Annotated in this window: 18 protein-coding genes; 7 read left to right on the top strand and 11 right to left on the bottom strand. The window is 40.6% G+C overall.

The window, feature by feature from the left end; genetic code table 11:
* Positions 1-525 (top strand): hypothetical protein (locus DSM106972_RS51940; protein ID WP_158633014.1); only part of this gene is annotated, 525 nt, incomplete at its 5' end.
* Positions 526-768: 243 nt separating this feature from the next.
* Complete coding sequence (locus tag DSM106972_RS47690) at positions 769-3,636, top strand: DEAD/DEAH box helicase (protein WP_127087279.1); 2,868 nt, start codon at positions 769-771, stop codon at positions 3,634-3,636.
* 73 nt (positions 3,637-3,709) lie between these two features.
* Here DSM106972_RS47690 and DSM106972_RS47685 read toward each other — a convergent pair whose 3' ends face one another.
* From DSM106972_RS47685 to DSM106972_RS47675, 3 genes are all read right to left on the bottom strand, one after another.
* Positions 3,710-4,078, bottom strand: coding sequence for an antitoxin family protein (locus tag DSM106972_RS47685; protein WP_233786998.1), 369 nt, complete (start codon positions 4,076-4,078; stop codon positions 3,710-3,712).
* A gap of 57 nt (positions 4,079-4,135) precedes the next feature.
* Positions 4,136-5,977: a MobV family relaxase gene (gene mobV / locus DSM106972_RS47680; RefSeq protein ID WP_127087278.1), complete on the bottom strand. Its 1,842-nt coding sequence runs from the start codon at positions 5,975-5,977 to the stop codon at positions 4,136-4,138.
* Between the two features lie 1,445 nt (positions 5,978-7,422).
* Positions 7,423-7,704 carry a hypothetical protein gene (locus DSM106972_RS47675; RefSeq protein WP_127087277.1) on the bottom strand — a complete coding sequence of 94 codons (282 nt, stop codon included), beginning with the start codon at positions 7,702-7,704 and terminating at the stop codon, positions 7,423-7,425.
* A gap of 166 nt (positions 7,705-7,870) precedes the next feature.
* Here DSM106972_RS47675 and DSM106972_RS55595 point away from each other — a divergent pair, with 166 nt between their 5' ends.
* Complete coding sequence (locus tag DSM106972_RS55595; protein ID WP_272954031.1) at positions 7,871-9,325, top strand: pentapeptide repeat-containing protein; 1,455 nt, start codon at positions 7,871-7,873, stop codon at positions 9,323-9,325.
* Between the two features lie 374 nt (positions 9,326-9,699).
* Here the strand turns inward: DSM106972_RS55595 and DSM106972_RS47665 are convergent, their stop codons facing one another.
* The 4 genes from DSM106972_RS47665 to DSM106972_RS47650 all read right to left on the bottom strand — a co-directional run bounded on the left by DSM106972_RS47665 (position 9,700) and on the right by DSM106972_RS47650 (position 17,226).
* On the bottom strand, positions 9,700-13,992 hold the full coding sequence (locus DSM106972_RS47665) for a hypothetical protein (protein ID WP_127087276.1): 4,293 nt from the start codon (positions 13,990-13,992) through the stop codon (positions 9,700-9,702).
* Between the two features lie 3 nt (positions 13,993-13,995).
* Entirely contained in the window at positions 13,996-14,289 is a 294-nt protein-coding gene (locus tag DSM106972_RS47660) for a helix-turn-helix domain-containing protein (protein WP_127087275.1), read from the bottom strand.
* 310 nt (positions 14,290-14,599) lie between these two features.
* Complete coding sequence (locus DSM106972_RS52975) at positions 14,600-14,767, bottom strand: hypothetical protein (RefSeq protein ID WP_201800889.1); 168 nt, start codon at positions 14,765-14,767, stop codon at positions 14,600-14,602.
* 1,679 nt (positions 14,768-16,446) lie between these two features.
* Positions 16,447-17,226: a hypothetical protein gene (locus DSM106972_RS47650; RefSeq protein WP_127087274.1), complete on the bottom strand. Its 780-nt coding sequence runs from the start codon at positions 17,224-17,226 to the stop codon at positions 16,447-16,449.
* 278 nt (positions 17,227-17,504) lie between these two features.
* Between DSM106972_RS47650 and DSM106972_RS47645 the strand changes: the two genes are divergently transcribed.
* Positions 17,505-18,359 carry a restriction endonuclease gene (locus tag DSM106972_RS47645; RefSeq protein WP_127087273.1) on the top strand — a complete coding sequence of 285 codons (855 nt, stop codon included), beginning with the start codon at positions 17,505-17,507 and terminating at the stop codon, positions 18,357-18,359.
* Between the two features lie 90 nt (positions 18,360-18,449).
* Here DSM106972_RS47645 and DSM106972_RS47640 read toward each other — a convergent pair whose 3' ends face one another.
* Positions 18,450-19,442, bottom strand: a complete 993-nt coding sequence (locus DSM106972_RS47640; RefSeq protein WP_127087272.1) for a tyrosine-type recombinase/integrase — start codon at positions 19,440-19,442, stop codon at positions 18,450-18,452.
* A gap of 453 nt (positions 19,443-19,895) precedes the next feature.
* Here DSM106972_RS47640 and DSM106972_RS47635 point away from each other — a divergent pair, with 453 nt between their 5' ends.
* Entirely contained in the window at positions 19,896-20,270 is a 375-nt protein-coding gene (locus DSM106972_RS47635) for a hypothetical protein (protein ID WP_127087271.1), read from the top strand.
* A 36-nt stretch (positions 20,271-20,306) separates the two neighbouring features.
* Positions 20,307-20,459, top strand: a complete 153-nt coding sequence (locus DSM106972_RS51935) for a hypothetical protein (RefSeq protein ID WP_158633013.1) — start codon at positions 20,307-20,309, stop codon at positions 20,457-20,459.
* Here the strand turns inward: DSM106972_RS51935 and DSM106972_RS47630 are convergent.
* The 3 genes from DSM106972_RS47630 to DSM106972_RS47620 form a co-directional block, all read right to left on the bottom strand.
* Positions 20,456-20,749, bottom strand: a complete 294-nt coding sequence (locus DSM106972_RS47630; protein WP_127087270.1) for a type II toxin-antitoxin system RelE/ParE family toxin — start codon at positions 20,747-20,749, stop codon at positions 20,456-20,458. The two genes, DSM106972_RS51935 and DSM106972_RS47630, sit on opposite strands and share 4 nt — an antisense overlap.
* Positions 20,737-21,081, bottom strand: coding sequence for a hypothetical protein (locus DSM106972_RS47625; RefSeq protein WP_127087269.1), 345 nt, complete (start codon positions 21,079-21,081; stop codon positions 20,737-20,739). Before DSM106972_RS47625 ends, DSM106972_RS47630 begins: the two co-directional genes overlap by 13 nt.
* 262 nt (positions 21,082-21,343) lie before the next feature.
* Positions 21,344-21,688, bottom strand: coding sequence for a hypothetical protein (locus DSM106972_RS47620; protein WP_127087268.1), 345 nt, complete (start codon positions 21,686-21,688; stop codon positions 21,344-21,346).
* A 112-nt stretch (positions 21,689-21,800) separates the two neighbouring features.
* On the opposite strand from DSM106972_RS47620, the gene DSM106972_RS47615 reads away from it, so the two are divergent.
* The gene (locus DSM106972_RS47615; protein WP_233786999.1) at positions 21,801-24,386 is read left to right on the top strand and encodes a DUF3854 domain-containing protein; all 2,586 of its coding nucleotides are present in this window, start codon (positions 21,801-21,803) and stop codon (positions 24,384-24,386) included.
* The last annotated feature ends 74 nt before the right edge of the window (positions 24,387-24,460 follow it).

Here is a 24,460-nt window from a genome sequence, read left to right as displayed (position 1 = left end):
ACTCGGTTTCCTCTGAATCTTAGAGATTTAAAGGACGAATCCAATGAGAAAATTTTAGATGCTATATGCAAACACTTCTCCGAGCTAGTAAAAAGTGGATTGTCTATTGAGTTTTATAAAGAATCGGGAGAGCCTAACAGTGAAAAAATCGGTCAACTTATCCTACTGGAATTGCTTGAGTGTTATGCAAAGGGGAGTTGTTTTAGTGTTAAATATGAACCTAACGATGGGATTGTAAAATTATCCAGCCAAAATAACTGTATTGAAATCATATTGAAATACACCTCTACACGAGGAATAAGTGAATATTATGAAAAATTACTTGAACGAATTCAAAGAAATTCTGTATTGCCATACACTGCTCTAATTCTTATACAACTCAATGGTGGGAAGTCAATAATTAGTAAACTTGATACGCTTGATAGAGGGTATACATACAATGAAAACAAAATTTCCAGAAGATTTAATATTGATGGGAGAATTGAAGGATTCGGAGACAGCAGACGCCCCTTTAAAATCTACTGAAATTATATGCGTGCGGGCTAACAATTCGGACGTTATTAAGTCAAATGTTTTAGGCTCTGAGGAAACTTCCAATAACGTTATTGGAAAATGCGCGCTCCCACTGCCTATAACGTTATAGGCATCTGTAATTGTTAAAAAATGAAAAATCGAAAACTATTTATGACTCTGGTAGGTTGGCGCCGAGCGGAAAAAAGATTAACGTGTATTTAATACCAGTAAGTACACTTGCTCCCTTTTAATCTCATGCTAGAGCCAGATAAACTTATCCAGATAGTACAAGCTTGGTTATCCTATATCCGGTTAGAGGAACTGACCCAAGCTGAGGTTGAACGTTCTTCGGATGTTTACTCGAAAGTTATAGATAAGGGAGTGCAGCTTGTTGGTAATAAGCTAATGTTGGATGGCGAAGTGTTTAAACAATTCCAGCAACAGCAACAAGCGGCAGCTTCTAGGGGTAGACCTAATGATTTTCAAATGGCTGTTGCTTTCCCGCAAATTTATCTAATACAGGGGAAGGGGAAAGAACAAAAGCTGAAATATCTGCCTCTCTTCACGGTTGATGTTTCATCTATATTCAAAGGTAATTATCGCAAAACAGGCTGGGACTTTACGGAATACGAGTTTCAGCCAGTTGTTGTTAATTTAATGCGGTTGTATGGGTTAGAGGAGGAGCAAGCCGAATCATTAATTGTTGCGTCAGGGATTTTGAAATTTTTGGAAGACACTTTTAAAGGGAGATTCCCCACCCTGCGAGATTTTCTTGACCAGGTGGACTTGCCAGAAGGGAAATATAAAACTTTTCGGCAACCTTATTTACTGCGCTGCGACTTTACGCCCTATAATGCTCTGCTTAAGCTTGATTTGCAGCTTATTTTACAGCAACTTCAACAAGCACCCCATAGCGACTGGCTAGCTGAAACTCATCCTGCAATGCAGTACCTTTGGTCGGCGCCACAATTACCCAGACATGAGGTAATGTTTTGGGGCGCCTTCCCCGGACACGCTCCCGATGAATATCAAGCTTCTGTACTAAAACACACTCAAGAGAATTTGCTAACTGCTGTTTGTGGTCCTCCGGGAACTGGGAAGACAGAAGTGTTTCTGCACTTGGTAGCACAGCAAGTAGTGACGAGGGCGTTACGACTTGTTCACGGTGAAGAGGATGAGAATAATTTAATACTATTTGCCAGCACCAATAACGGCGCCATCCAAAAATTCCTTTCTCGGTTAACTGATAACTTTCCTACAGAACAGTTTTATCTCCCTGGTGGGAACCTAGGCATCATCCGTAGAGAAAGCGTACCAAAACTGCAATCTAGTCAAGATTGGCTGAGAAATAATGAATTTAACCAGGAGTCTTGGGAACAAGCCAAACTCAACCTGATAAGAGCAGAAAGTGAAATTCAGCAATTAATAGAGCAAGACCGCTTTAATACTAGCCAACAAGCAACCGATGCTGAACGGAGAAATCAACTGGATGTAGAAATACAATCTCTCAATGATGATATTGCAGCAAAGGATTCCGAGTTACAAGCACATCAAGAGCAGCTATCAAGTTTGAGAGATTACGCAAATTTTCCCCTCAATGCTTACCAGCAAATACAAGAAGCTTTATCCCAAGCAGAACGCGAACTACCAAAACAGTCTGACTCTATCACAAAACGCGCGTTTGATTGGCTTAATTTTACTACCGATAAGCTAATTTTTAAGCGTCTAGCAAATCGGATAAACGCTGCTGTTTTAAACACTTTGGCATCGTCGCATCCCTTTCAAATACCCCTTGACCGCTCTAGTTTAACCACAGCCCAGATTTTAGTTAACCAAAAACTGGATTTATCGCAACAACTTTGGCATCTTAACCAAAAAGTAACGTCTATTCAAACCCAACTAACATCTTTAAACAAGCAATTAGAGTTAAAACAAGCTGATTATCAACTTTTCCAAGAACAACTTGATAGTTACCCACAAGGAGATTTCTATAGTCGTTTTTACCGCGACTACCACTCATTACAACTAGAACTATTTCAAGGCGCCTGGACGTTTCTGTTGCAAGAAGTTCTCCGACGTAAGGATAGCGTTATGCGGGCGTTAGAAACTTACGGCAGCGTCTTGGAGGGAGATGGAGATGCATTGCTCAAACTGGAAACTGACAGTGATGCCATCTACCGTGACTTAAGCTTGATTTTCCCCGTCATTAGCTCTAGCCTGCAATCAGTACGCTATATGCTGCCAATTCTTCATTCCAATATTGTTAAACTGGCACTGGTAGATGAAGCGGGTACTACACTTATACATCAATTATTTCCCTTGCTGGTGCGTTCGCAACGAGCAGTAGTAGCAGGCGACCCCCAACAAATTGAGCCAATTATTAACCTTTGCGACGATACTATTAAACAATATCTGAAAACCGCTTTTGTGGATATGGGCATGGGGAATGAAGACTATTATCGCTATGCCCCCACCGCCAAATACACAGCTACCGCTTATCATCGCGCGGCTGGCGCCAGTGGTACAGAATCCGACTTAGGCAACGGCATTATCCTTAGAAATCATTACCGCTGCACCCCACCTATTATCCAGTTTTGCAGCCCCAATTATCCCGGTGGTCTGCAAATTATTTCAGATTATAACGGGGAAGCAACAGTTAAACACCTGCTGGCTTACCACGTAGATGGAAGCCACTTAAATCACACTAATCCCGAAGAAATCGAAGCCATAGAAAATGTTATTGCCTCCTTGCTTCAACTCGGTTATGGACTTGGCGGCGCCGATAAATCAAAGACAATTGGGGTGATGTCCCCATTTTCGCAGCAAGCCAATGCCCTGAGATATCGACTCTCTAACCGTTGGCGAAACTTTTCTTGGGATGATATTGGCACAGTTCACACCTTCCAGGGGGGAGAGAAAGCAGCCATTATCTTCTCTCCTTACCAGTGCCAAAAAGAGCATAGTTTTTGGTTTCTTAATCGTAAACCTAATTTGCTGAATACCGCCGTTAGTAGGGCAAGGGAATTATTTGTTTTGGTGGGCAATCTCAGGGAACTGGAATTAGCAGGTGGTGAAACTAAGCGGTTAGTTGAACATATTCGGCAATATGGAGAGATTCGCTAGCAACTGGAAAAAATCGGGCGGCGCCAGCGGAGGGGCAGGCGCTGCTATGAAGGAATATGTTATTCATGAGGATTTATTGGCAGTGCCTGCCCCCGCCCGATTTAGCGCAGCGGTTTCCAGTTGCGTCGGGGCTTGTTACTCGTTCTTCAATAATCATTTCGGAGAGCGGCTTGCCTCCTGATGCCTCTAGTCTTTGGGTCAGTTCACGCCACGCTTCTTCTGAGACTGGCTCAATATCGCTGCGATGTTGAGGAGGAGTGACCAGTCCTGCTGCCACTAGGGACTGAATTATTTTTTCGGTGTCCTTGGATGATTCTTCTGTCAAAACTTGCAGCCGCACAATTTGCCCATCAGTTAGGGACAAAGGATTTTGGGGGCGCAGCATCCCATTAGAGTAAACAGCAGTAATAATTTCTGACATAATTGGCGCGCTATTAGACAAAGCGTTTTGACGAGGCTGTATTTAACCTAGCGTACCACCAATTTACTCGTCAATTTACTAGTATTCCAATCCTCGATTCTTTTTCTTTTCTGCTTCAAGGCGCCCTGTACTTTCTTGCCGCGAATACTCCAACAGTTCCGTATTCCAATCAGTAGTTTTTGGTCGCGCGATGGTTGTTTGCGGCAGTAACTCTTTAATAGCTTGTGCCATTGAGCGTCCCGTTTCATCGTTGTCGCAGGCAACAGTAATAGCAGGAACGTCTTTAAGAAAATCCAACGGTAAGCTTTTGGGACTATCAACAGCCAAGAACATTGTCCGTGTTGGGGTCATACCAGAATGTGCAGTAATAGATAGCGCAGCACATGAAAGCGCATCGATGGGAGACTTACAGATAACTACTTTTTGTAATTCATCCGTTGGCTTACCACCTAAGTGGAAGTAAAACCATCCCTCCATTCGTTTTGTCCCAAGCGCGTATCCCATAAACGAATTATCTTCTCCCCGCGTTCCTCGTAAAAATGCGCCTGTGGTTTCTGTTTTGAGTGATGGCGCACAAGGAGGAAGCTCGCGCATTGTAAACACAGCATTTTGCTGGTTGTCAGCATAGAGCCATCCGTTGGAGCGGAGGGCAGTGATAAAATTTTTTGGCAGTCCCCTAGTTTTATTTAAGTAATTCTGTACTGCTTGCCACTTTGAATCGTCCTTTTTTGGAGGTACAAACTGCGGTGTGGGTTCGGATGCAACAATTTCAGTGGCTTGTGTTTGTGCGTAAGCTCTGGTAGCTCGTAACATCCCCTCTGACCCAAAACGGTCATGTAACCAGGCAACCGAAGACCGAAAATTACACCCAGCAACGTGCATTACCAAATCAATAGCCCCACCACCACCTTTTTCTGCTGTGAAGTCGTACCATTTAGAATCAGTAATATTGATAACTCCCCCCAATCCCTTCCAACGGTTCTCTCCTGAGTCAGCTTTATTTAACCCTAAATGCCACGCTACATCCTCTAGGGGCAAGTCCCTTAATTGGTCGGCTTGCTGCTTCCAGTAAAAATTCTCTTCTTCTAGTTCAGCTACGCGGTTCTCTAACTCAGAGCGTAATTTCTCAGAAGCATTTGCCTTTTGGGATGCCCGTTTTTCAAGTTCTATAATTCGACGGTGGTCAGCTAGTTGATGATTGATAGTTTGAATTGTGGGGTCTGATTTTATACGTTTAAATAATTGCTGTGCCGTTTCTCCCTGCTTTGGCGCCAATCGATCTAATTCCAGGGTGAGGGGTTCAGAATTGACTGCTTGATAATATTCTTTAACTTTGGTGTGGGTGGCTTTGCTGCCTTTTACCCCGCGTTCGATACCTAAAGGCGCCAGTGCTTGGGCATAAGAATCTTGAAACTTAGATAATTTGATACTGGCTTGGCGCCCATCTCCCCCAAACATTTCTTTGTGGCTTAATTGTTTGGTTTTGTCGTTGATGGGAACTATATAAGCGTGGATGTGGGGGGTTGCCTCATCCAAATGTAACTCCGCGCGGACGCATTTATCACCAAAGTTTTCTTGTAACCATTTAGACGAAGCATTGGCAAAGTCCCACATCAATTCTTCATCCCATTCCCCCGCTCTTGATGGGTCATGGGGGCGAAAAAATTCTGGAGATGCCGAGAGAAATATTTCGCTGCACAGTACCGCATCTTTACGCGGTTTGTGTTTGGTCTGGTCAGCTATTTTAGATAAAACTATTTTTTCTAGTTCGGGGTCATCCGACTCACCAATTAACCGAATATTTTCTTTATATGGGTCAGCATTTGGTGTATCTTGGAGACGGGCAGTATGTTTTTCGCTGCCGCCCACACTACCCAAACTTTTTAATTTCCCAACGCGCATAATGGCTTTTGCGGTCATTGAAAAAACCCCCACCAATAATCTAGGAACACGACCCGCAGGGCGAACGTACTTCTGTGTCCGAGAGAGCCGTTCAGGCGAACGAGGATGGGCGGCGCCCACCCCGCAGGGGCACAGAAGTGAAGTAAGTACACTTCGATTATAACGAAGCTGCCCGAAATTGCTTTTGGAGGAGACGGAGCGCGCGGTGTTGCGAAGATATTTCGCTCCGCATGGCAGGAGTAGCGCAACCCCAATACTATCAATTACCCCAGGATTGCGTGGCATTTATTTGAATTTATTAAAACCAGACAAAAACCCAAATTTAATTATTTTCAAAAAATCCAGAATGTGAAAAATATAAAATTAATCATTATTCTATCAAATGGTCGTTTATCATTCACTTTGTCGGATGTGAAATTGAAAATAGTCAGCAATTCTACGAATATTATCGGGTTTCACGAAGGGTTTCATTTCTGAACACGAGTTGAAACTGATGAAAGATTAAAGACGGTGTTTGTTTCATCTATGACTTTAGACGTAGATTTATCGAAGTATCCCAAAATTGTTTTTGGGGGAGGGGAGACGCGCTTCAATTGGGCAAATATAATTTATGACCAATTAGTGATAAAAGGGGGAGTAAAACGGGACTAAATCGGGACTAAATCGGGAGTCACCATCATTACTGATTAGTATTAATATACTGAAAAGCTATGTTTTATCCCGAAAGACTCCCGATTTGATCCCTCTTTACTCCCTCACCCGATTATTGAGTATTTATACTGTAAAAACATCACCGATGTATTATAAATGTAGTTTAAATGTAGCTAATTCAGATGGGGCAACGCGCGCGCTCCTATACTGATTGAAACAAATTAAAAGGAATTAATTGGTTTTCTGCTGTATTTCAACTAGGGTTTAACCTAGGTGTCACCTTGCTTATTATTAATAGCAGTTAATCAGGTGATTTTAAATTAAAAAAGTAATTAGATTTACAGTTATTGGCTGTTTTTGCTTAAGTTTGGTGTCACTTGGGTTAAATTAAGCTGTCACTATAGTTGAAGTTAGGTTACATCAGTACAGGTTAGTTTGATAGTTAACTGATTCTGTACTTATAACTACGGTTTGTTTATCGATAAACCGGAGGAGGTGTCCTTTCATAATTATCACTACCAAATAGCGAGAATGTAAGGGAGGCGCCTATCCGATTACCGATTACACTACTCAAAATCCATCAATCGGTTTGCCAACATCAGTATCTTAAGAGTCTTGCATCGCCGTGTAATTTTCGTATCGGTTATCGTGTGCTTTTGCTCGGTAAATTTTAGGTTCGGTTAAGCGGCTTGTTGCTCAAGCGCGCGGGTTGCTATCCCAGAAATTAAATTTGGGATAGCAACGAAGGGCGCCCCTCGCTTGGTAGACGTTTGAAGACATTACCGATAAGATTGGGAGTGCAATCATAGAAACTATCTTTTGGCTTGTTGGGATTGTGCAGAATAGCAGTTAGTTTTGCTGTACGCAAACTCTACGCCTTGGTTGGCATTAGCTTTAAAGTTAACCGTTCCATCGCAGCTAGTGTTACTGAACGACCAGATAGCATATCCACCAAGTACAAGTATGCCCAAGCCAATCGACGATATGACGTAAGCAGTAAGGGTTCGCTTAGAGGGGGAAGTATTGTTGGGTTGAGTTGTGGTAACTTTGTCTTTATTAGTAACGATTTTATTGTGTAATGGCTTGTTATTCATGTTTTTGCTCTTTGTGTAAATTTCATAGTTCTAATATCGAGCCAAAACCTTGAAATACTGACCACACAATGATTGTGTTGTAAATAACTTATGTTTTTTCTATGATTGCTTTATGCCCAAGTTTTGCTTGCTCCCGTAATTGCTCCTAAAACACCCCAGCCAGAACATGACACAACAAACGTCAGGCAGAAAAAAGAAGAGAATTACTTACAAAGCCTATGAACAGGGTGTAGAGAAAGCAGAAAAAGCTTTGGTCAGGCTAGGATTTGAGTCAAAAATCAACTTTGCAAAATCCATATTCGTTTCTCGCAGTACGGTGACAAAATTTTTTCAACGTCAGCCAATTGAGCCTGATCTGTTTAAAAGGATATGTGAGGAACTAACGTTGAATTGGAAAGAAATTGCAGAAGTAGAAGAAGTATCGGAGCCGTTAAAAGCAAAGGATTGCAGTACGCCAATCACATTGGAGGAGGAGGGGGAAGCGCAAACAATTAGTCGTCAAGTGACTTTTATAGATAAACAAAGCGGCAAAACTAAAGCTGTTATCACATTAGAAGGCGATATTAATTCAATTAATAATCATTTAGCAGTGCTGTTGGAATCAATTTTAAGGCAAAATTCAGGTGATACGATAACAATTATTCGCACTGAAAAAGGCAGTATCAAATTAATTATAGAAGGTTCTCAAGAGGATATTAGACGACTTATATCTCGCATCCAATCGGGAGAATTACGAGAATTAAATGGTTTTCCGATTGAGGATATTCAAATTTTAAAAGAAAGTTCGGGTGATGATGGAAGTCACGAAATTGATGATAAATGGCGCATAGTTCAAGAGATTGTTGAACAGCCAGTTAAGGGGCGAAATCTGAGTGGTGCTGACCTAAGTGGTGCTGACCTAAGTGGTGCTGACCTAAGTGGTGCTGACCTAAGCGGTGCTGACCTAAGTAATGCTGACTTAAGTGGCGCTGACCTAAGTGGTGCTGACCTAAGTGGTGCTGACCTAAGTGGTGCTGACTTAACTGGTGCTATTGTAAAAAATGCCAGATTTGTCAATAATCAAGTAATTCATAAACAATTATTTTCTAAAAGAATTCAAGTTTACTGGAAAATTTTAACAGATATTTTAGGTGAATCTATATATCCATTGATGCTTGTTTATGTTTTTCAGAAATATAAGTTAGAGGCTTTATATAATAGGGTTTGGGAAATCAATATTTTTATAGTGATAATAGCAATATTACTATCTATACAACTTCTTAATAAATTCATTGAAATAACTAAAGATAAAAATTTCCCCATAGCATTTACAGAAGTAAATGAACTCAATCTTTTAGCTATTGCATTTTCATTTAAACGTTTGGTAGAAAATTATCCACAAGCTGAACTGAATATAATAAATATAGAAAAAACTAAAGATATATATATTATTAAAGTAAGCGTATCAAAAAATGCAGATGTAATTTATTTATCTGAAGAATTTCATACTTATTATAGGGAGGTAAAACGTTTACCATTGGAAAATCTTAAATCATTAGTAAATGGAGATGTTTTAGCTTTAAATTTATTGACAATGATTATGGCATTTGTTCAATTTAAAATCACTAATCAAGACAATTAGAATTAGAGCGAGTTTTATTAAAAGGTTGTCAGAGTTGTCATACAACCGTTTGTTCAGGTTGAGGATAGAATTTTGTAAGACATAGTAAGACGGCACGTGTACTATGGCAAACAAATTACGATGGCTTCCAATAACGTTATTGGAAAAATATTGTGGACACTCCCAGCGCTCCGAAGAAGGTTATGGGCAGTCGGCGCCTTCGGGAATTAGATGACTCATAAAGGACGTCCGAAAGGACAAATGTTATGTTGGGCAATCTCTCACTCGCTAGAAGTCGCTGGCGGTAAAACTTCCAATACCCGATTTTTTCTTTTCTTCTTCAAGATACCGCATCTTTCCTTGCCGCTAATATTACAAAAAGGGACTCATTCCAATCAACCAAAAAAATTAACAAGCCCAGGAGAAGACTCTATTATCCATTTGGTTGTGTTCCTTGGCATTTGAACATTGAGGCTGAGTGCAACTGCCACAAGAATCATCTGTAGTCTTTCGGCTTCGGGAATAGTTTCAATATTATTAAATATTTGGTTAATTTCCTGGGTTGAATGGAACGACAAAGGCATACTCTCAAATTTATTTTTCCAGTATTTCACGAAGAAAGGTAGGATTACTTGACGATAGATTGTTGTAAGTGTTGCAGGTTGATTGTAAACAAAAGGTGCTATTACTGAATGTTCTAAAGCTGCTCCTGAAAGTGGGGTATCGTTCTGTAATGTCGCAACCAGGTAGCCAATTACTTTGAGAACAGCGTAATTTTTAGAATCAAAGGTTCTGCTATAACGTAAAATTCCATCATGTGATGCTTCTTGGGAGTAAATCTGCTCAAGTAATTCTGCTGCTGTTACCCAAAGATATGAATCAGTGGATGTTGTGCTTATTTGACGACAAATTGCTGCTACTTCTGTTGCTTGAGTTTTGGCAAATTGACTATCATGAAGCGCAACAGTAGCAATACGAAAAACAGTAGGAAGTAGACCAATTAATACTGTATTTTGTTCAGCTTTTAACCACAGTTCACTAGGTTTATCACCTAGAATAGCTTCGGCATCAATTTCAAAATTTCTCGGTAATTGACCAGTTTGCAGTTGATGTACACTAGCAGTGAAAAACAATCCTGCATCAATTGCAATATCTAGCACTTCTGCAAAGCAATTTTCATCCAATAAATATGGAATCGCATCAAAACAAAGAGTTGCAAGAACTCCCTGCTGGTTTGTCGCTCTTGCATCATCTATACCCTTTAAAGACCAAACTGCTGCCCTTTCGTTATTGCCAATAGCTTGAGCAAATATTGCTAAATTTGCTAAAGTAGTGCATTCTAAATTCCTTCTGTAGTAAGTAACTATTTCCGGATTTAGATGGAAAAACATTCCTCGTCGTGGTGTAGCATATGGTTCTCCATTCCTTGTTACTGAAGGAGGACTTCCAGTGCGAGCAATTGATGTGAAATAGCCTGTAACATGAGAAAATACCGTAAAGATTATCTTCCAATTATCTGTATCTGATTTGCAGGCTAATAAATGCTTCATAGCTTTATCCAATGATAGAAATACAGCACTTATTTCTCCAGAGAAGCCTTGAGCAATTGCCTGTTCGGAAAGCACTTTTACTAAAGTAGTATTATCAATATTATTAGTATTTTCTGCTAAAACTACTGCTTGTCGAGCAAACTCAACTGCGAGGGGAGAATCTTGTTCGCCAGTTGCACGACTCATACTCAAAAGAGCTTTTATCCGAGCTATGGGATATGCGTTAGTATTTTCGCTCAAAGCCTGACTTAGCCAGGTTATAGCCTCATTATTGCGGTTTGCATTTACTAGTTGTTGACCAATACAGCCCTTAATTAAAAACTGAACACGTGGTTCGCTAGATGCCAGCCTTAGCGCTATTTCTGCAACAGATATTGCAGCACTAATATTATGCTGATACTCTGCCAAAATAATAATTTTAGACCATATTGCACATGCCCATAGCAGTTCCAAGTCAAGCCTGTAAGCTCTTTCCGCGAAGTCTACATATGCGACAAAAACTTCTGGCCAATTTTGCTCCTCTCTAGGTTTTTCAGATTCTTTTAACCACAAATCTTCCGAGACTATTAAACAACCTAACTCAGCTACTTCATGAGTAAAGGCAAAATTTCGTTGTTCGACAGTAAGTTGCTCTACTGTATTAATCCAATCTTGAAGTTTTTCTGTAGTATTAATTCCTTGAGCGGTGGTCCAAATAGCAAAGCCTAAAGATGCTGAATCTGGTAACACTAACTCATTGCCAAGTATCCGAGCAGAAGGCAGAAATTGTAAGACTGTTCTTAAATATCTATTTGCACGTATTGGATCATCTTGATCAAATACAGGATAAACTTTCATGCAGGCTGTAACTACACCTATAGCATCATCTTCATTCGCTTCTTCCAGTAGGGCATCTAAGTCTTGTGTGAGGTAGGAGATAGGCTTATTATGTTTATTTCGAGCAGTAATTTGAAATCCGCGTAAAATAATACGGAAGCTTAAATTCATTTCTTTGGGCAGTGGCAAACTACCCCAATAAGACAATAAGTTTCCATAATAAACTGCATTATCAACTTTACTTAGTTTATCGAGTGCCGAGACAAGCATTAGTCCCGCGCGATTAAAGTCTTCTGCTCCAAGAAAGTGAATAATTACATTCTCAATATCAATTGAATTCAAATTATGTTTTGAGATAATAAGTTCAGCAAGTACTTGGTGACATGATTTCTGTGTTTCAGGCAACAAATTACTGCTGCCAAGCGGTTTAACTAAAGGAGAAACTAGTAAACGCTCATTAACATCACACTGTACCCACAGTCCAACCAAAGTATACAAACGCTCAATTGCTCTTTGGATTGGAGGATCGACAGATGCAACTGCTTGTACATCCTTTTGAGAGAAGCTACCAACAGTCAAACAAAGACGGTAGAGTAAATCTCTAGCATTTTCATCCTCAATAGAATCCAGTACTCGCTTTACCGTTTGGCTGTTGAGTGCAGAACGATAATCACCCCTGAATAATCTTTCCTCTATGTCCCCAGTAGTTTGCCAATTATGCTGACGGAGATACCGTGCAATCGCCACAATTAATTGTGGATGCTGCTTTGCCAGTAGTATATTGATAAATCTGGTATCAGCTTGAATAACAGAAGCAGGTGCCCCATATGCTTGGAGTATTTCAGCTGCCTCGTTATCGTTAAAAGGCGGAGTTTCTGTAGAGTAGAGAATTTGCCCTTCTAGAAGCTCTTGAAGGGTAAATGGAAGCTGATATGGGCTAGTAGATAATAGCTTTACACCATACAAATTACACGCTCTTGCTAGTTGAACTAAGCGTTCCGAAAGTTCATCGCTTCCTAACAATTCAGGCAAATCATCCAGCACCAGTAAGGCGCCATTTCCTAAACTTTGGCAAATATGGCAATACCAATTATATCTATTACTTTGTGGTGGTAAATTTGTTAATAGCTTCAATGATTTGTCTAACTCTTGAACGGCTTTTTCAATATTTAAATCACGTAATTTTATCCAAGCACAACACGTACCAATATATTGAACAAGTAAAACAGCCAAGTGTGTTTTCCCTGAACCACTAATGCCATATATAGCTAACCAAGTAAAGCTATCATAAACTCTTGCTAAGGTAGTGACCGTTTCTACCCGACGACTCAATTGCTCAACCATCGGGGGAATACTTAAATCCGGTGGTTGAAAAATATAACTAATAGCAACATCAATGCCTTGCTGTTGAAGCTCTTGTTGTAACTGGTTGCTAACTGGCAAAATGACATTTTGCAGTTGTATTAAGCCTTGCTCTAAAGACGATACTCGTGGCTTTAGAGAAGATACTTGTGATTCCAAATTACAAAGTCTATTTAGTAGTTTGTGGTCATTTTCACTTAAAGTTGGAAGCGAAAGCTGCTCGATTAAATCCTGTATCGCCAGTTGCTTTATACTTGGTTGAGATAGCAGTTTAAAAACATAAAGAAATAGCCTTTGGTAAAGTTGCTCTGCTTCAATGTCGTTTGTCGCATATTGCTGTTGTATGATAATTTCTAAAATACGCGGACTTAAGGACTGAGCAGAAAGTGCTTCTGTACTCCACTGAAATTTATTAATCAGATCAAGCAAATCATCATCGCTGGAAGTTGTTATGAAATTCCGAAAAACATTCCAGGTGGTGTCAGGTAGATTATCAGGCTTTTTATCCCTGCTTAAAATGTTACGAATACCAGTTAAAGCATCATCTTGTGAGATTGCTTGCAAACTCCCTTGACGAATTTGCTCCCAAATAAAAATACCCTCGTTTCTTTTGAGCATTGGTGGCGAAGGTCGCTCCAGCGTTACAGAAGCCGTCGTAGTATACAGAAAACGCAGGTTACTTCCAGAATTATTGTGACGATGTTCAACGAAGTTAGCTATCGCAGCAACAGAACTCCAAAGTGTAATAGAATTTGTATAATTTTTAACCTGTTCGAGCAGCCTTTGTTCGTCTCCAACTAACGAGCGCGATATTAGATCAATATCTTCTCCGCATTCTAGTTGTAAATATTCATCGGGCTGCAAATTTAGCCAACGCTCGATAGTCAAATCAACCTGATAGACATATCCTCGAATAGTGTCTGACGCATCTCTATTACGTGGCGGAATAAATCCAGTCATTGTCTATAATGCATCCACCAGTTCAAAGCGCACCCTTTTCCCGATGACTCTGGCAGCACGTTCAATAGTATCCAGCGTTACGGCAGGGTTGTCTGGGTCTAACAGACGGTCAAGGGACGACCTGCTTGTTTGCATTTGTTGCGCCATTTCCGTCTTGCTCAGATTTTTATATGCCATCTCCTTTTGGATCTGCCATGCAATTACCCGTTTGACAGCAATAATATTAATGTCGTTGAGCATCCCTTCTTCCTCGAACAAGTCATCGAGAGAGGAACCTATATGAGGATTTTTCTTCATCCCATTGCCTCCACTTGCTGTTTTTGTTCTCTTGCTAAATCTAGGTCTTTCTTTGGGTTTTCTGGGTTTTTTTGATAAACCCGTGCAACTTTCACCATGTTGCAACGGCGCCTCTATGATAGGTACAGTAAGCGTGATAATTACTTATGCCGCGCAATTGTTTGGAGAGGCACCTGCCTCTTTATGTCGCACCCAAATCAGGAATTTTGTATGTTAAGAGATTTAGGTAATCGCCCAAGGGTGCTAACCCATACACAACCCAGTTTTTTTTTTTTTAGGATAGGGAGGCGTTTCAACCTCCCTCACCTCACTAACTTCGCTGACCTGGGGTTGGAATCAGTAAGCCAATGAGTGCGCCTACCGCAACTTTTGTTAGGTCAGTAAAGGCGTCACGAGTTGATGGATCAATGATTGCCAAAATGACGGAACCACTAACAAGGGGTAAAACTACCAATGTTAGGATTACGTAATTTTTCATAATTTCTAGCTCCTTTGTTTGCTGTTTGAAGTGGCTGCCCAGAGCTAGGGGCACGGACAGATAGCAAATTTTGAGTTTAGCGACAAACTTAAAATTTACTTCATCCCGGTTATACCTAAATTTCTGGGACAAATGCCTATATTATTCATAACATTAAAGCATTAAAATACCTGCCGATGTCAAGATATCGGCAGGGTAAAAATTTTTCTCACTCACTTACCAGGTGCTTGTATAAATAAGCACTCTCTTGTCAACTTAATTTATCAAGTTAGTTTCCTTTTTGCAAGAAACTTTCTTACAAGAATCTAAAGAGTTTTCATAATTATAAGAAAGTTTCTTTCAATTAGAGTACAAGAGAAAAAAACAAAAGACAGTGAGATGAAGTAAATTTTAAGTTTGTCGCTATATCTAATTTAAAGTGAGAAGAATGCATACGTCAAGTAAGTTGTATCATTTTATGGAACAGTCTCAGCCATTCAGGGAGAGGATGCTTTAGAGACCATCTTCTCCAAAAATCAGAAGGCTCTTGAGGAGAGATCGCAAGCTTGTATTTGAGATATTTAACGAAAACAGGGAGATGCTCTGTGTTCTCTGTATCATTGTTGGGAACAGCCTCCGCCCTGAAGCGAGAGGGCACTTTTGAGGCGATCTTCCCCCAACAATCAGGAGGCTTTTGAGGAGAGATAACCTGCTTGTGTGTGAGATGTTTAACGAAAACAGAAAAATGATCTGTTTTCTCTGTATCATTGTCTGGAACAGCCTCCGCCCTGAAGCGAGAGGGCACTTTTGAGACAATCTTCCCCAACAATCAGGAGGCTCTTGAGGAAAGATCGCAGCTTGTATTTGAGATATTTAACGAAAACAGAAAAATGATCTGTTTTCTCTGTATCATTGTCTGGAACAGCCTCCGCCCTGAAGTGAGAGGGCACTTTTGAGACAATCTTCCCCCAACAATCAGGAGGCTCTTGAGGAAAGATAACCTGCTTGTATTTGAGATATTTAGCGAGATATTTAATGGAAACAGGGAGATGCTCTGCGTTCTCTGTATCATTGTTGGGAACAGCCTCCCTCCGCCCTGAAGCGAGAAGGCACTTTTGAGACAATCTTCCCCCAACAATCAGGAGGCTCTTGAGGAGAGATAACCTGCTTGTATTTGAGATATTTAAATGAGATATTTAATGGAAACAGGGAGATGCTCTGTTTTCTGTGTATCATTGTTGGGAACAGCCTACCGCCCTGAAGCGAGAAGGCACTTTTGATACAATCTTCCCCCAACAATCAGGAGGCTTTTGAGGAGAGATAACCTGCTTGTATTTGAGATATTTAAATGAGATATTCAACGGAAACAGAAAGATGCTCTGCGTTCTCTGTATCATTGTTGGGAACAGCCTCCGCCCTGGAGCGAGAGGGAGCTTTTGAGACGATCTTCCCCCAAAAAACAGAAGGCTTTTGAGGAGAGATAACCTGCCTGTATGTGAGATTTTAAGGAAAACAGAAAAATATTTTTTTTCTCTGTGTCATTCTCTGACACAGCCTGAGCCATTCAGGGAGAGGATACTTTGGGGACAAGCTTCTCCAAAAAAAAAGAAGGCTTTTGAGGAGAGATAACCTGCTGCTTGTATGTGAGATGTTTAAGGAGAGCAGGAAGATGCCCCGTAATTCTCAAGCTTTTTACTATTTCAGTCGTCAACATTTACTGGTAAAAAAATGCTTAACTCTTTGTCGAACTTCCAGCCAACACCATCAGGGTCTTTACTTTTACTCCATTGAGTAAAATCAACTTTATCTCGTTTTTTGTTAAGAGTAGATTCACCTACCTGCAATCGTTTAGCTAATGCTGATTGCTTTAATGGGGTAGTTGTCATCAACTGCTGGCTTTCAGTCTTTTCAGAGGAAGTTTGAGCAGGCTCTCTGTCAAAAGTAAGCGTCCATGCATTATGATTTCCTACTTTGTAATTATTTTGCTGCCCAGCTTTCAACTTTATCTCAGGTATTCGCACGCCTGCTAAATATTTGATAAATTTTTCTAATCCCATTTCCGAAAATCCTGAGCGAGCAATCGCATCTATGGTTACTAAATAACCAAAATGGTTTAATTCTCCTATCTGTTCTAAAGTAATGCGTTGCCAAGTTTTGAATAATTCTATGGAGAAGCGCTGCTGATCAAATGCTTCGTCCGAGCTAGCCAACGGTAGATAATGGTCTGCTGTCAACCTATTATCAGAGTTTTGTGTAAGTGCGGCAACTTGCTCAGAGAGGTTACTAACTTTTTGTTCTAAAAGTCTCAATTGTAGACTCAGAGCAGTGTTATCGGAAGAAACATCATGAAAAAATGCTTCTAAAATTACATTTAATGCTTTGGAGTCTGCCAAATAACCTTGATCCTTTTTCCACTGTATAAACTTATTGTACAGACGAGGATTAGGGTAGCAGGTTAACTTAGGGTTCTTGGTCGCCATAAGTAACTTATTTTTAGTTCACTAATATCATACCTCGCACGCATTATCATGCCAGCACTTGAGAAGAGAATGTACTAAAAGTGGACTACTAGTGAAACAAGCACGAGCTAATGATTTTCACACTTAAATACATTAGTGACAATTAATACCTATGCAAAAGGTTTCGACCATCAAAGCCTAAAACAACTCTCCAAGTTTTTGCTCACTAAGGGTTTCCACTGAGATACGTTCAAGTGTTAAATTAATTCTGTTCGTTCACGCTGCAACTATTTGGAAGTATGTCGATCGCTGAGAAGTTTCGCTGGGAAGAAATAGACGACGAGCAATTTGAAGAACTTGTGTTTACAGTTCTGAAATCAGCAAACCCGCAACAAATTAAATGGCGAAAAGGACCAGGTGATAAGGGAAGAGATATTCAAGCACAGTTTCGTCGGCAAGGCGCCCTTGGAGATGAAGTAAATGAAACGTACTTTGTTGAAGTAAAGCACTATCAAGGAGGTGTTTCTCCTAGTGCTTTTGAAGGTTCGTTAGCATGGGCATCAGCCGAGCAACCACAGGTCTTACTAATTGTTGTTTCAAGTCACCTAACTACACCATGCCGCGATTGGCTTGATATTTGGCAACGAAATCACCCCAAGATTCGTGTTCCCTCTCCTTGGGAACGAAAGGAAATCGAAAATGAAATTTTGAAAAGCTCTGTTGCCAGGGAATTGGCAATATCTTTTGGATTATTACCTCCATTTATTCAAGATTTACTTCCGCCTAACCCTGAAACATTTCGGACAAGCCAAGATGAAACTAGGTTGGCTATGGAGTATCGTTACTGGATTACCGAAGAAGAAGTCGAAAAAATAGGTTATGTTGTTGAGCTTCTTGGTAGATTAGAGCGTATAATTGTAGCTGAATGTGGTTCACACAAATATTTTGAAGATGTTTGTCTTGCCGTTCCAAATTGGTCTACTTTTCTAATACTTTTAAAATCACAGCTTCAATTGCAGATTGCTATTAGAGATTACCTTTTTGCATTAAACAGTGATGTTCATGCCGATAAGATGAACAGTTTCGTTGAAAAAATTAAAGAATGTGTTGAATTAGTTCGACAAGCTGGCGACGCTGCTTATCATATAGATTAACTATGGCGCCAGCAGTTAAACAACACGTTGGAGCGCTTTGTAACTTAACTATATATATGACTAACGAACCTCAGAAAAGCGCGCTCGCTTTCAAGAAGATTTGCGCTTACCCACACGTTCAGCCAACTTGCGGCTAATTTCCGCCTGGTACTGTTTGCGGTTATCGTCGTAAATCATTACAGTTCTGGGGTCGGCATGGCGACTAAGGCTTTGCACTTTACGGTAGTCCCCATTAGAAATTTCAAGGCTGTCAGTAATGCCGCTGTGACGGATTTTGTGAGGGGTCATGCGCTTTTTGATACCCGCGCGCGCGCAAGTTCTAGTAACAATATTGTAAACTCCATCACCCGTTAGCTGATGCCCGCAATAGTGGAAATCTAAGGCTATAAATAAAGGGTCATCTGGTTTGAGCTTACCACGGCAATCAAGCCAATCCTGAATAGCTTCCGCTGTAGGCGCCGGCACATCAATCCATTCAAAATCAACACCCTTACCCTTGCCAAAAATTCTCAACTTAGAGCTATTCAAGTCAAAATCCCCAACCAAAAGCTTGGCAATTTCGCCGCGTCTTAATACATTAGTCCACAATAATAGAAACAAAGCGTAGTCGCGCTTGCCTCTGGGAGTATTAATATCAATTACGTCAAATACCTGATTATAAGTGTCAACATCCACCCCAGTGGTGTCGCGGTAAGGTTTAACCTTTTCCTTTTTAATTACAGCCGAATCATAAACAAACTGACAAAACTCCAGCCGTTTGCCCCACTCTACAAGATATTTAATTGCACAGAGGTAACGATTAACAGTGTTAGCTTTTAACCCAGCATTCATCAACCGCGCTTTGTAATCAAGAATGACGTGGGTAGCTGTCTTTTGGTCTAGGGCAAAAAACTGCTTAATCATCTCGAAGCTTGGCTCCATACCCCACATTGTCACAAAAAATTGCCGCACATCACGCACGTAAGCACGCTTAGTTTCTGCTGACCTAGTGTCCTTTACCAGTTCCGAACGCCAGTTGGCTTCGGACAGGGGGGGAATAGCATCAGTAAGTGATAACGCGGAATCAAAACGGGTAGTTAACATAGCACGCTAATGTTAATTCATGTTTACATTACCGCACTTTTGACCCCCACGAATATTTTTTTTGAATTTACACCCGAATTTCCTCGCATCTTTAACGTACAATTACCGACGCCACAATTCAAAACCCACAACAGCTATAGTTGGCGGCGCCTGGTAAAAACGTATACTGGTTCAAACCGATACACACAAGGGTGATAACCAAAAAAATTGTAAGCTGTCTTTAGCTTCGTGTATACGCAGTACAGACGCGGCAAAAATAGAACGTGAGTCTATTAATAGCGACAATGCCTTTTTTCAACAGATACCTATAATTTCCTGTATTCCAGTCCTCTTTCATCACAGAGTAATGTAGATAATCTTTATTATATCTTGATGATAATTGCAGTGAAAATTGGGAGGCGATAAGCATAATTTTATAAGTAAAATGGGTTTAAGATACAAGGAGAAAAGTCAATGTCTAACGCTTTACATGAAGCTGCAAAAAGAAAATTTGATTCTTCTTTCCCTGGTTTAACTTTTGAAGAGAAAAAGTTATTAGAATTATGCTCTCTATATAATCAGAAAGTTGAAGCATTAGTTAAAGATTTTGTCAAACATCCCAATGGTTATAATGTCAAAAAGAAAGACTATTCGATATCTCCAAAAAAATTTATTGGTTGGGAGAAAAAAGGAAAATCTTATGATAGAACAACTGGACACATAACTTATTGGGTTTTTCGTCTTAAAAATTTTAAAAAACACCAAGAAACGTTAGATTATATCTCTAAAGATAACTGGAAGATGCTGTTACAAGCTGAAAATATACTACACAAAATATCAGAACCCTAATTAAACGGGCGTTGCTAAAAAGAGCGAAATCGTCCCATGAATCAGCAACGCCCTATGAGTGTCAATCTTGAAATTCTTAATGTAGATTTGAGAGTGTCACAGCGCTCTCAGTTGGCGCCAACTTGTAAACCACATGTGTACTCCTGCGTTGGCGCCGCACGGGTTGCTATATATTGTATAAGTATTTAATAAGGACGATTTTCTCTACCGTGATATACACTTGTGATTATAACTGTGTCGTCGTCTTCTACATAGTAAATAATGACATAACCATATTTACCAAAAGGTACTACTAACTTTCGGCGCCCAGAACCATCGTTTAAAATGTTTCCTTTATAAGGAGTATCAGCAAGACTAAAGCCTGCATCTCTAATTTTTTGTGCAGCAAGAAATGCAGCATTTTCATCCCTTAACTTCAGGAAGTCAAAATGCCTCACAAGGTCAGAGAGTGCTTCTGGCAACCAAATTACTCTGGACATGGAAGTTCTCGGTTTGTACCAACACTATCTAACCAAGCAGCAACCTGTTCATGGGGAATACCATAACCTGTTTCTCGGTATCTCTGTAATCTACGCATATCTTCTTCTTTAGTTGCATCGTCATTGGTAAACATCAAACCCTGCTCATGAAGTTGTTGCCAATCTGATTCACTGAGATTATAACCTTCATCATGGTGTGTTGAAAGGGCAGTTTTTAATGCGTCTAAACTACCATCCGATGTATCAACCCACTCTCTAACGGCAGTTTTTAAAGCATCCAAAGAATTATAAGCTTCAAGCTGTGTAGCTATTTGCTGCTTAATATCTGTCATGGTGTACTTCTTATAAATATAGTAGAAAATTATATCTATATAATTATAGATGAACTCAATACTGCACGGCGCGGGAGATGTTAATTTTTACGGCATTGTACCGAGAAAACAACGGTGCAAGCGCGTTAGTTTTGATATCTCTTGAAGTGGCGCCAACATTTTTGTTCAATTATTAATACGAAAAACAACCACATTAACGCCGTTTTTGCCTACACTCCTACACAGCCCAGTCTGGGAGAGGATTTCAGCCCTACACAGGCGCCTACATAGGTCTACACAGGTCTACACTGCCCACACCAACATTTACGCGCAACCCAATCAGAGCAAGGCTTTCAGGTCTACACAGGTGGTCTACACTGCCTGTTGGATTAATTTCTCTGCTCCCGACACAGATATTTACAAAAATAAATATTAAAAGTGCCACTCTTTGTGAAAGAGCGGCATTTTTGTCCGATAATGAAATTTGTAAAGTGTGCTGCTTTCCAAAAACTCGTTCAGTGTGACTAGTTGGAAGCTGGAACCACTGATTGGTTTGTAAGCGACACACCGCTAACTCAATAGCTAGCCTCACCAATATCTTACCCAATTTTGGGTACTTTTGGGTCATTTGTGCATGAAAATTTTTTCTTGTAATTTTGCTCAAAAGCTCTCTTGAACCAGATTCCAGAGATATCGGTGAGGCGGAACACCTACTAATCAAGAACATCAGAGGTTTTGCCGTGTTATCCGAATCTACCCTTAATACTCGCCACAGCAACGAATGTACTATTAAACGTGGTTTAGCTCCTGAATGGATAGAAGTGAACTGTCGTACAGTATCAGCGTCAGAAGCGAAGGAACTTCTGGGTTATACAGCTTATTCTGACGGAATGTGGTTAGAAGGCGCCAATTTCCAAGGACAGTTCAAACCAGATAAACCTTGGGAAAGTCGAGATGAAAAAACCGGTAAAAAAAGCAAACCCAAGTACCGCACTCCTTTAGAGGAATACGATGCGATGTTGCCCAAACATCCAGAAAACCCGCGTTATTGGGATGATTTGGAAGCATTAAAGCTTTTATGCTACATAATCAACGGTATTCCCTGCTTGGTTATAACGGAAGGATTTTTTAAGGCTATTTGCGGTTGCAGCAATGGTATTCCCACCATCGCACTGTTGGGAGTAGAGATGGGTTTGACACCAGGTAGTGCTGACCCCCAAGGAAAACGCTACTTGGTGGAGGGTTTGGAACGCTTTGCGCGCGCGGGTTTTGGCTTTATTCATGCGTTTGATGCTGACTGTGCTACTAATGAAAATGTAATTATGGCTCAGTTAAAACTAGCTCACCAACTGGCAAAATTTAAAGTACCGCAATATAGCGTAACTGGGTTGTGGACAATAGATGAGGGCAAGGGTATGGACGACTACATTCAAAAGAACGGCGCCGAAGCTTTTTTAGAAAGAATATTAGCAAAATCTATAACTATCGAGCAATGGGAAAAGCAATTTAAATCATGGGACGAAGTAAAAAAAGTCTTATCTCCCAGAGAAACATCTAAGTATCTGGTGGAACGTTACCGTAATATATGGAAGTACGACTTAGAACGACAAACCTGGCGCCAATGGGATGGGAAAATTTGGGTAGCTGTTTCTAACAAAGTATTTGCACAATCCGTATATCGAACAATTGAAACAAACCCCGAAAGTCAATTCAAAACCTTCTCCTACTTAGAAAACGTGATTAAGTTCTTAGAGTTAGAGCTTTTGGAGCAGGAGTGGAAAACTTTCGACCGCATGGAGTGGATTGCTTTTAACGACTGTGTATATGAAGTTAAAACAGGTAAAATCCACGAACACGCTCCTGGCTTTGGTTTTATTTCTTGCTTAGAGCATAATTTCCCCAAACTTGTAGCAATAGATAGTAATTCTGCACTGCTTGACCAACTGCGTATAGGCGCCCCAAATTTCTACGCTTGGGCAATGCATTCTCAGCAAGGAGACCCCTCAAAAGTCCTTAAATTATTAGCCATCATTAACGGCGCCATCAAATTCCGGTTTTTTGAATTACAAATGTTTGTTCACCTACAAGGAGTTCCAGGCGCCGGTAAGGGAACATATGCAAGATTACTAGAAACAATAGTTGGGAAACCAAACTATACCAGTGCCAAACTCAACAAACTGGGAGACGACAACGTTATCGCCGCAATCATTGATAAACAGCTAGTAATCTGCCCTGACGAGAAAAAACAAGCGTGTGATTTTTCAGGATTACTTACTCTAACCGGGGGTGATAATATACCCTACATCGCTAAGTACAAACCACAAGCAGATGGTAAATTTTACGGCTTAATCGTAGTTATCAGTAACTCCAACCCATTTATAGGAGACGTAACAGGAATAGACCGCCGTTTAAGTTTAGTAACTTTTGATGTTCCGCTACCGTGTAGAGATATGGCAGTAGAGGAAAAAATGCAAGCAGAAGTACCGCAACTAACTGCACTTGCATTGACAATGAACGACCAAGAAGTAAAAGACCTAATTAAAGGTTCAGGTGCAGGAGCAATACCAGACTTCAAACGGATGCAATGGTTACACAGAACCGAGAATGACTCTGTAGCCTTGTTCATGGAAGAAATGTTAATGCCTGCAACACCAGATAAATATGTAATGTTAGGTGGCAAAGGTGACGACATCAACACCTTATATGGCGCCTACATGCAAATGTGTGAAGAAAACAACTCAAAATCTCTCTTTACCAAAAACAACTTTCGAGGACATCTCCTAGAATTATGCCGCGAAACTGGATGGATTGTCCGGGAAGCTAGACAGGGTAACGGTTGGCGGATATATGGAGTGCAGTTAAGGAATGAAGAAGAAGAGGCGCCTCGTATCAGTGAATGGCTAGGTGAGTGTAGGCAGTGTAGACCCAGTGTAGACCCCAGTGTAGACCCCAAACCCTTACCCAGTAAGGAGAGTGTAGGGTGTGTAGACCAAAACGCCTCTAAAGCAACTTTTGAACATGCACTGCTGCAAAAAATGCTTGAAGTATGGGACAACCTTTACCAACTTGGCGAAATCGTACTAAAAGCATCCGAAGAAGAACTACAAACAGCCGTCCAAAACTGCACCCCTGAGCAAATAGCCCATATTAAAGATGCTGCAAACTCCGTTTGGCGCCCAGGTTTAAACCGCGACGCAGACTATAACGGCGAACGTGTAGAAATTTGGGAAGCTGGAAGTCAAAAGCGAGAAGTAACTGTTCGTACTAAATCGGGCGCCGTTTTAAAAATTAAACGGGGTAATCTTCGTCCCTGGCTCGGCATTTAGTCAGTTTTACGACAGTTTGCGTTAGTAGATAGTCGGGCTTTTTCAGACGCTGCCCGTGAAAATTAAACGCCGCA

The sequence above is a fragment of the Dulcicalothrix desertica PCC 7102 genome (assembly GCF_003991905.1).
GTDB lineage: Bacteria > Cyanobacteriota > Cyanobacteriia > Cyanobacteriales > Nostocaceae > Dulcicalothrix > Dulcicalothrix desertica.
Note: the sequence above shows the minus strand (reverse complement) of the source record. Positions and strands in the feature narration are given on the sequence as shown.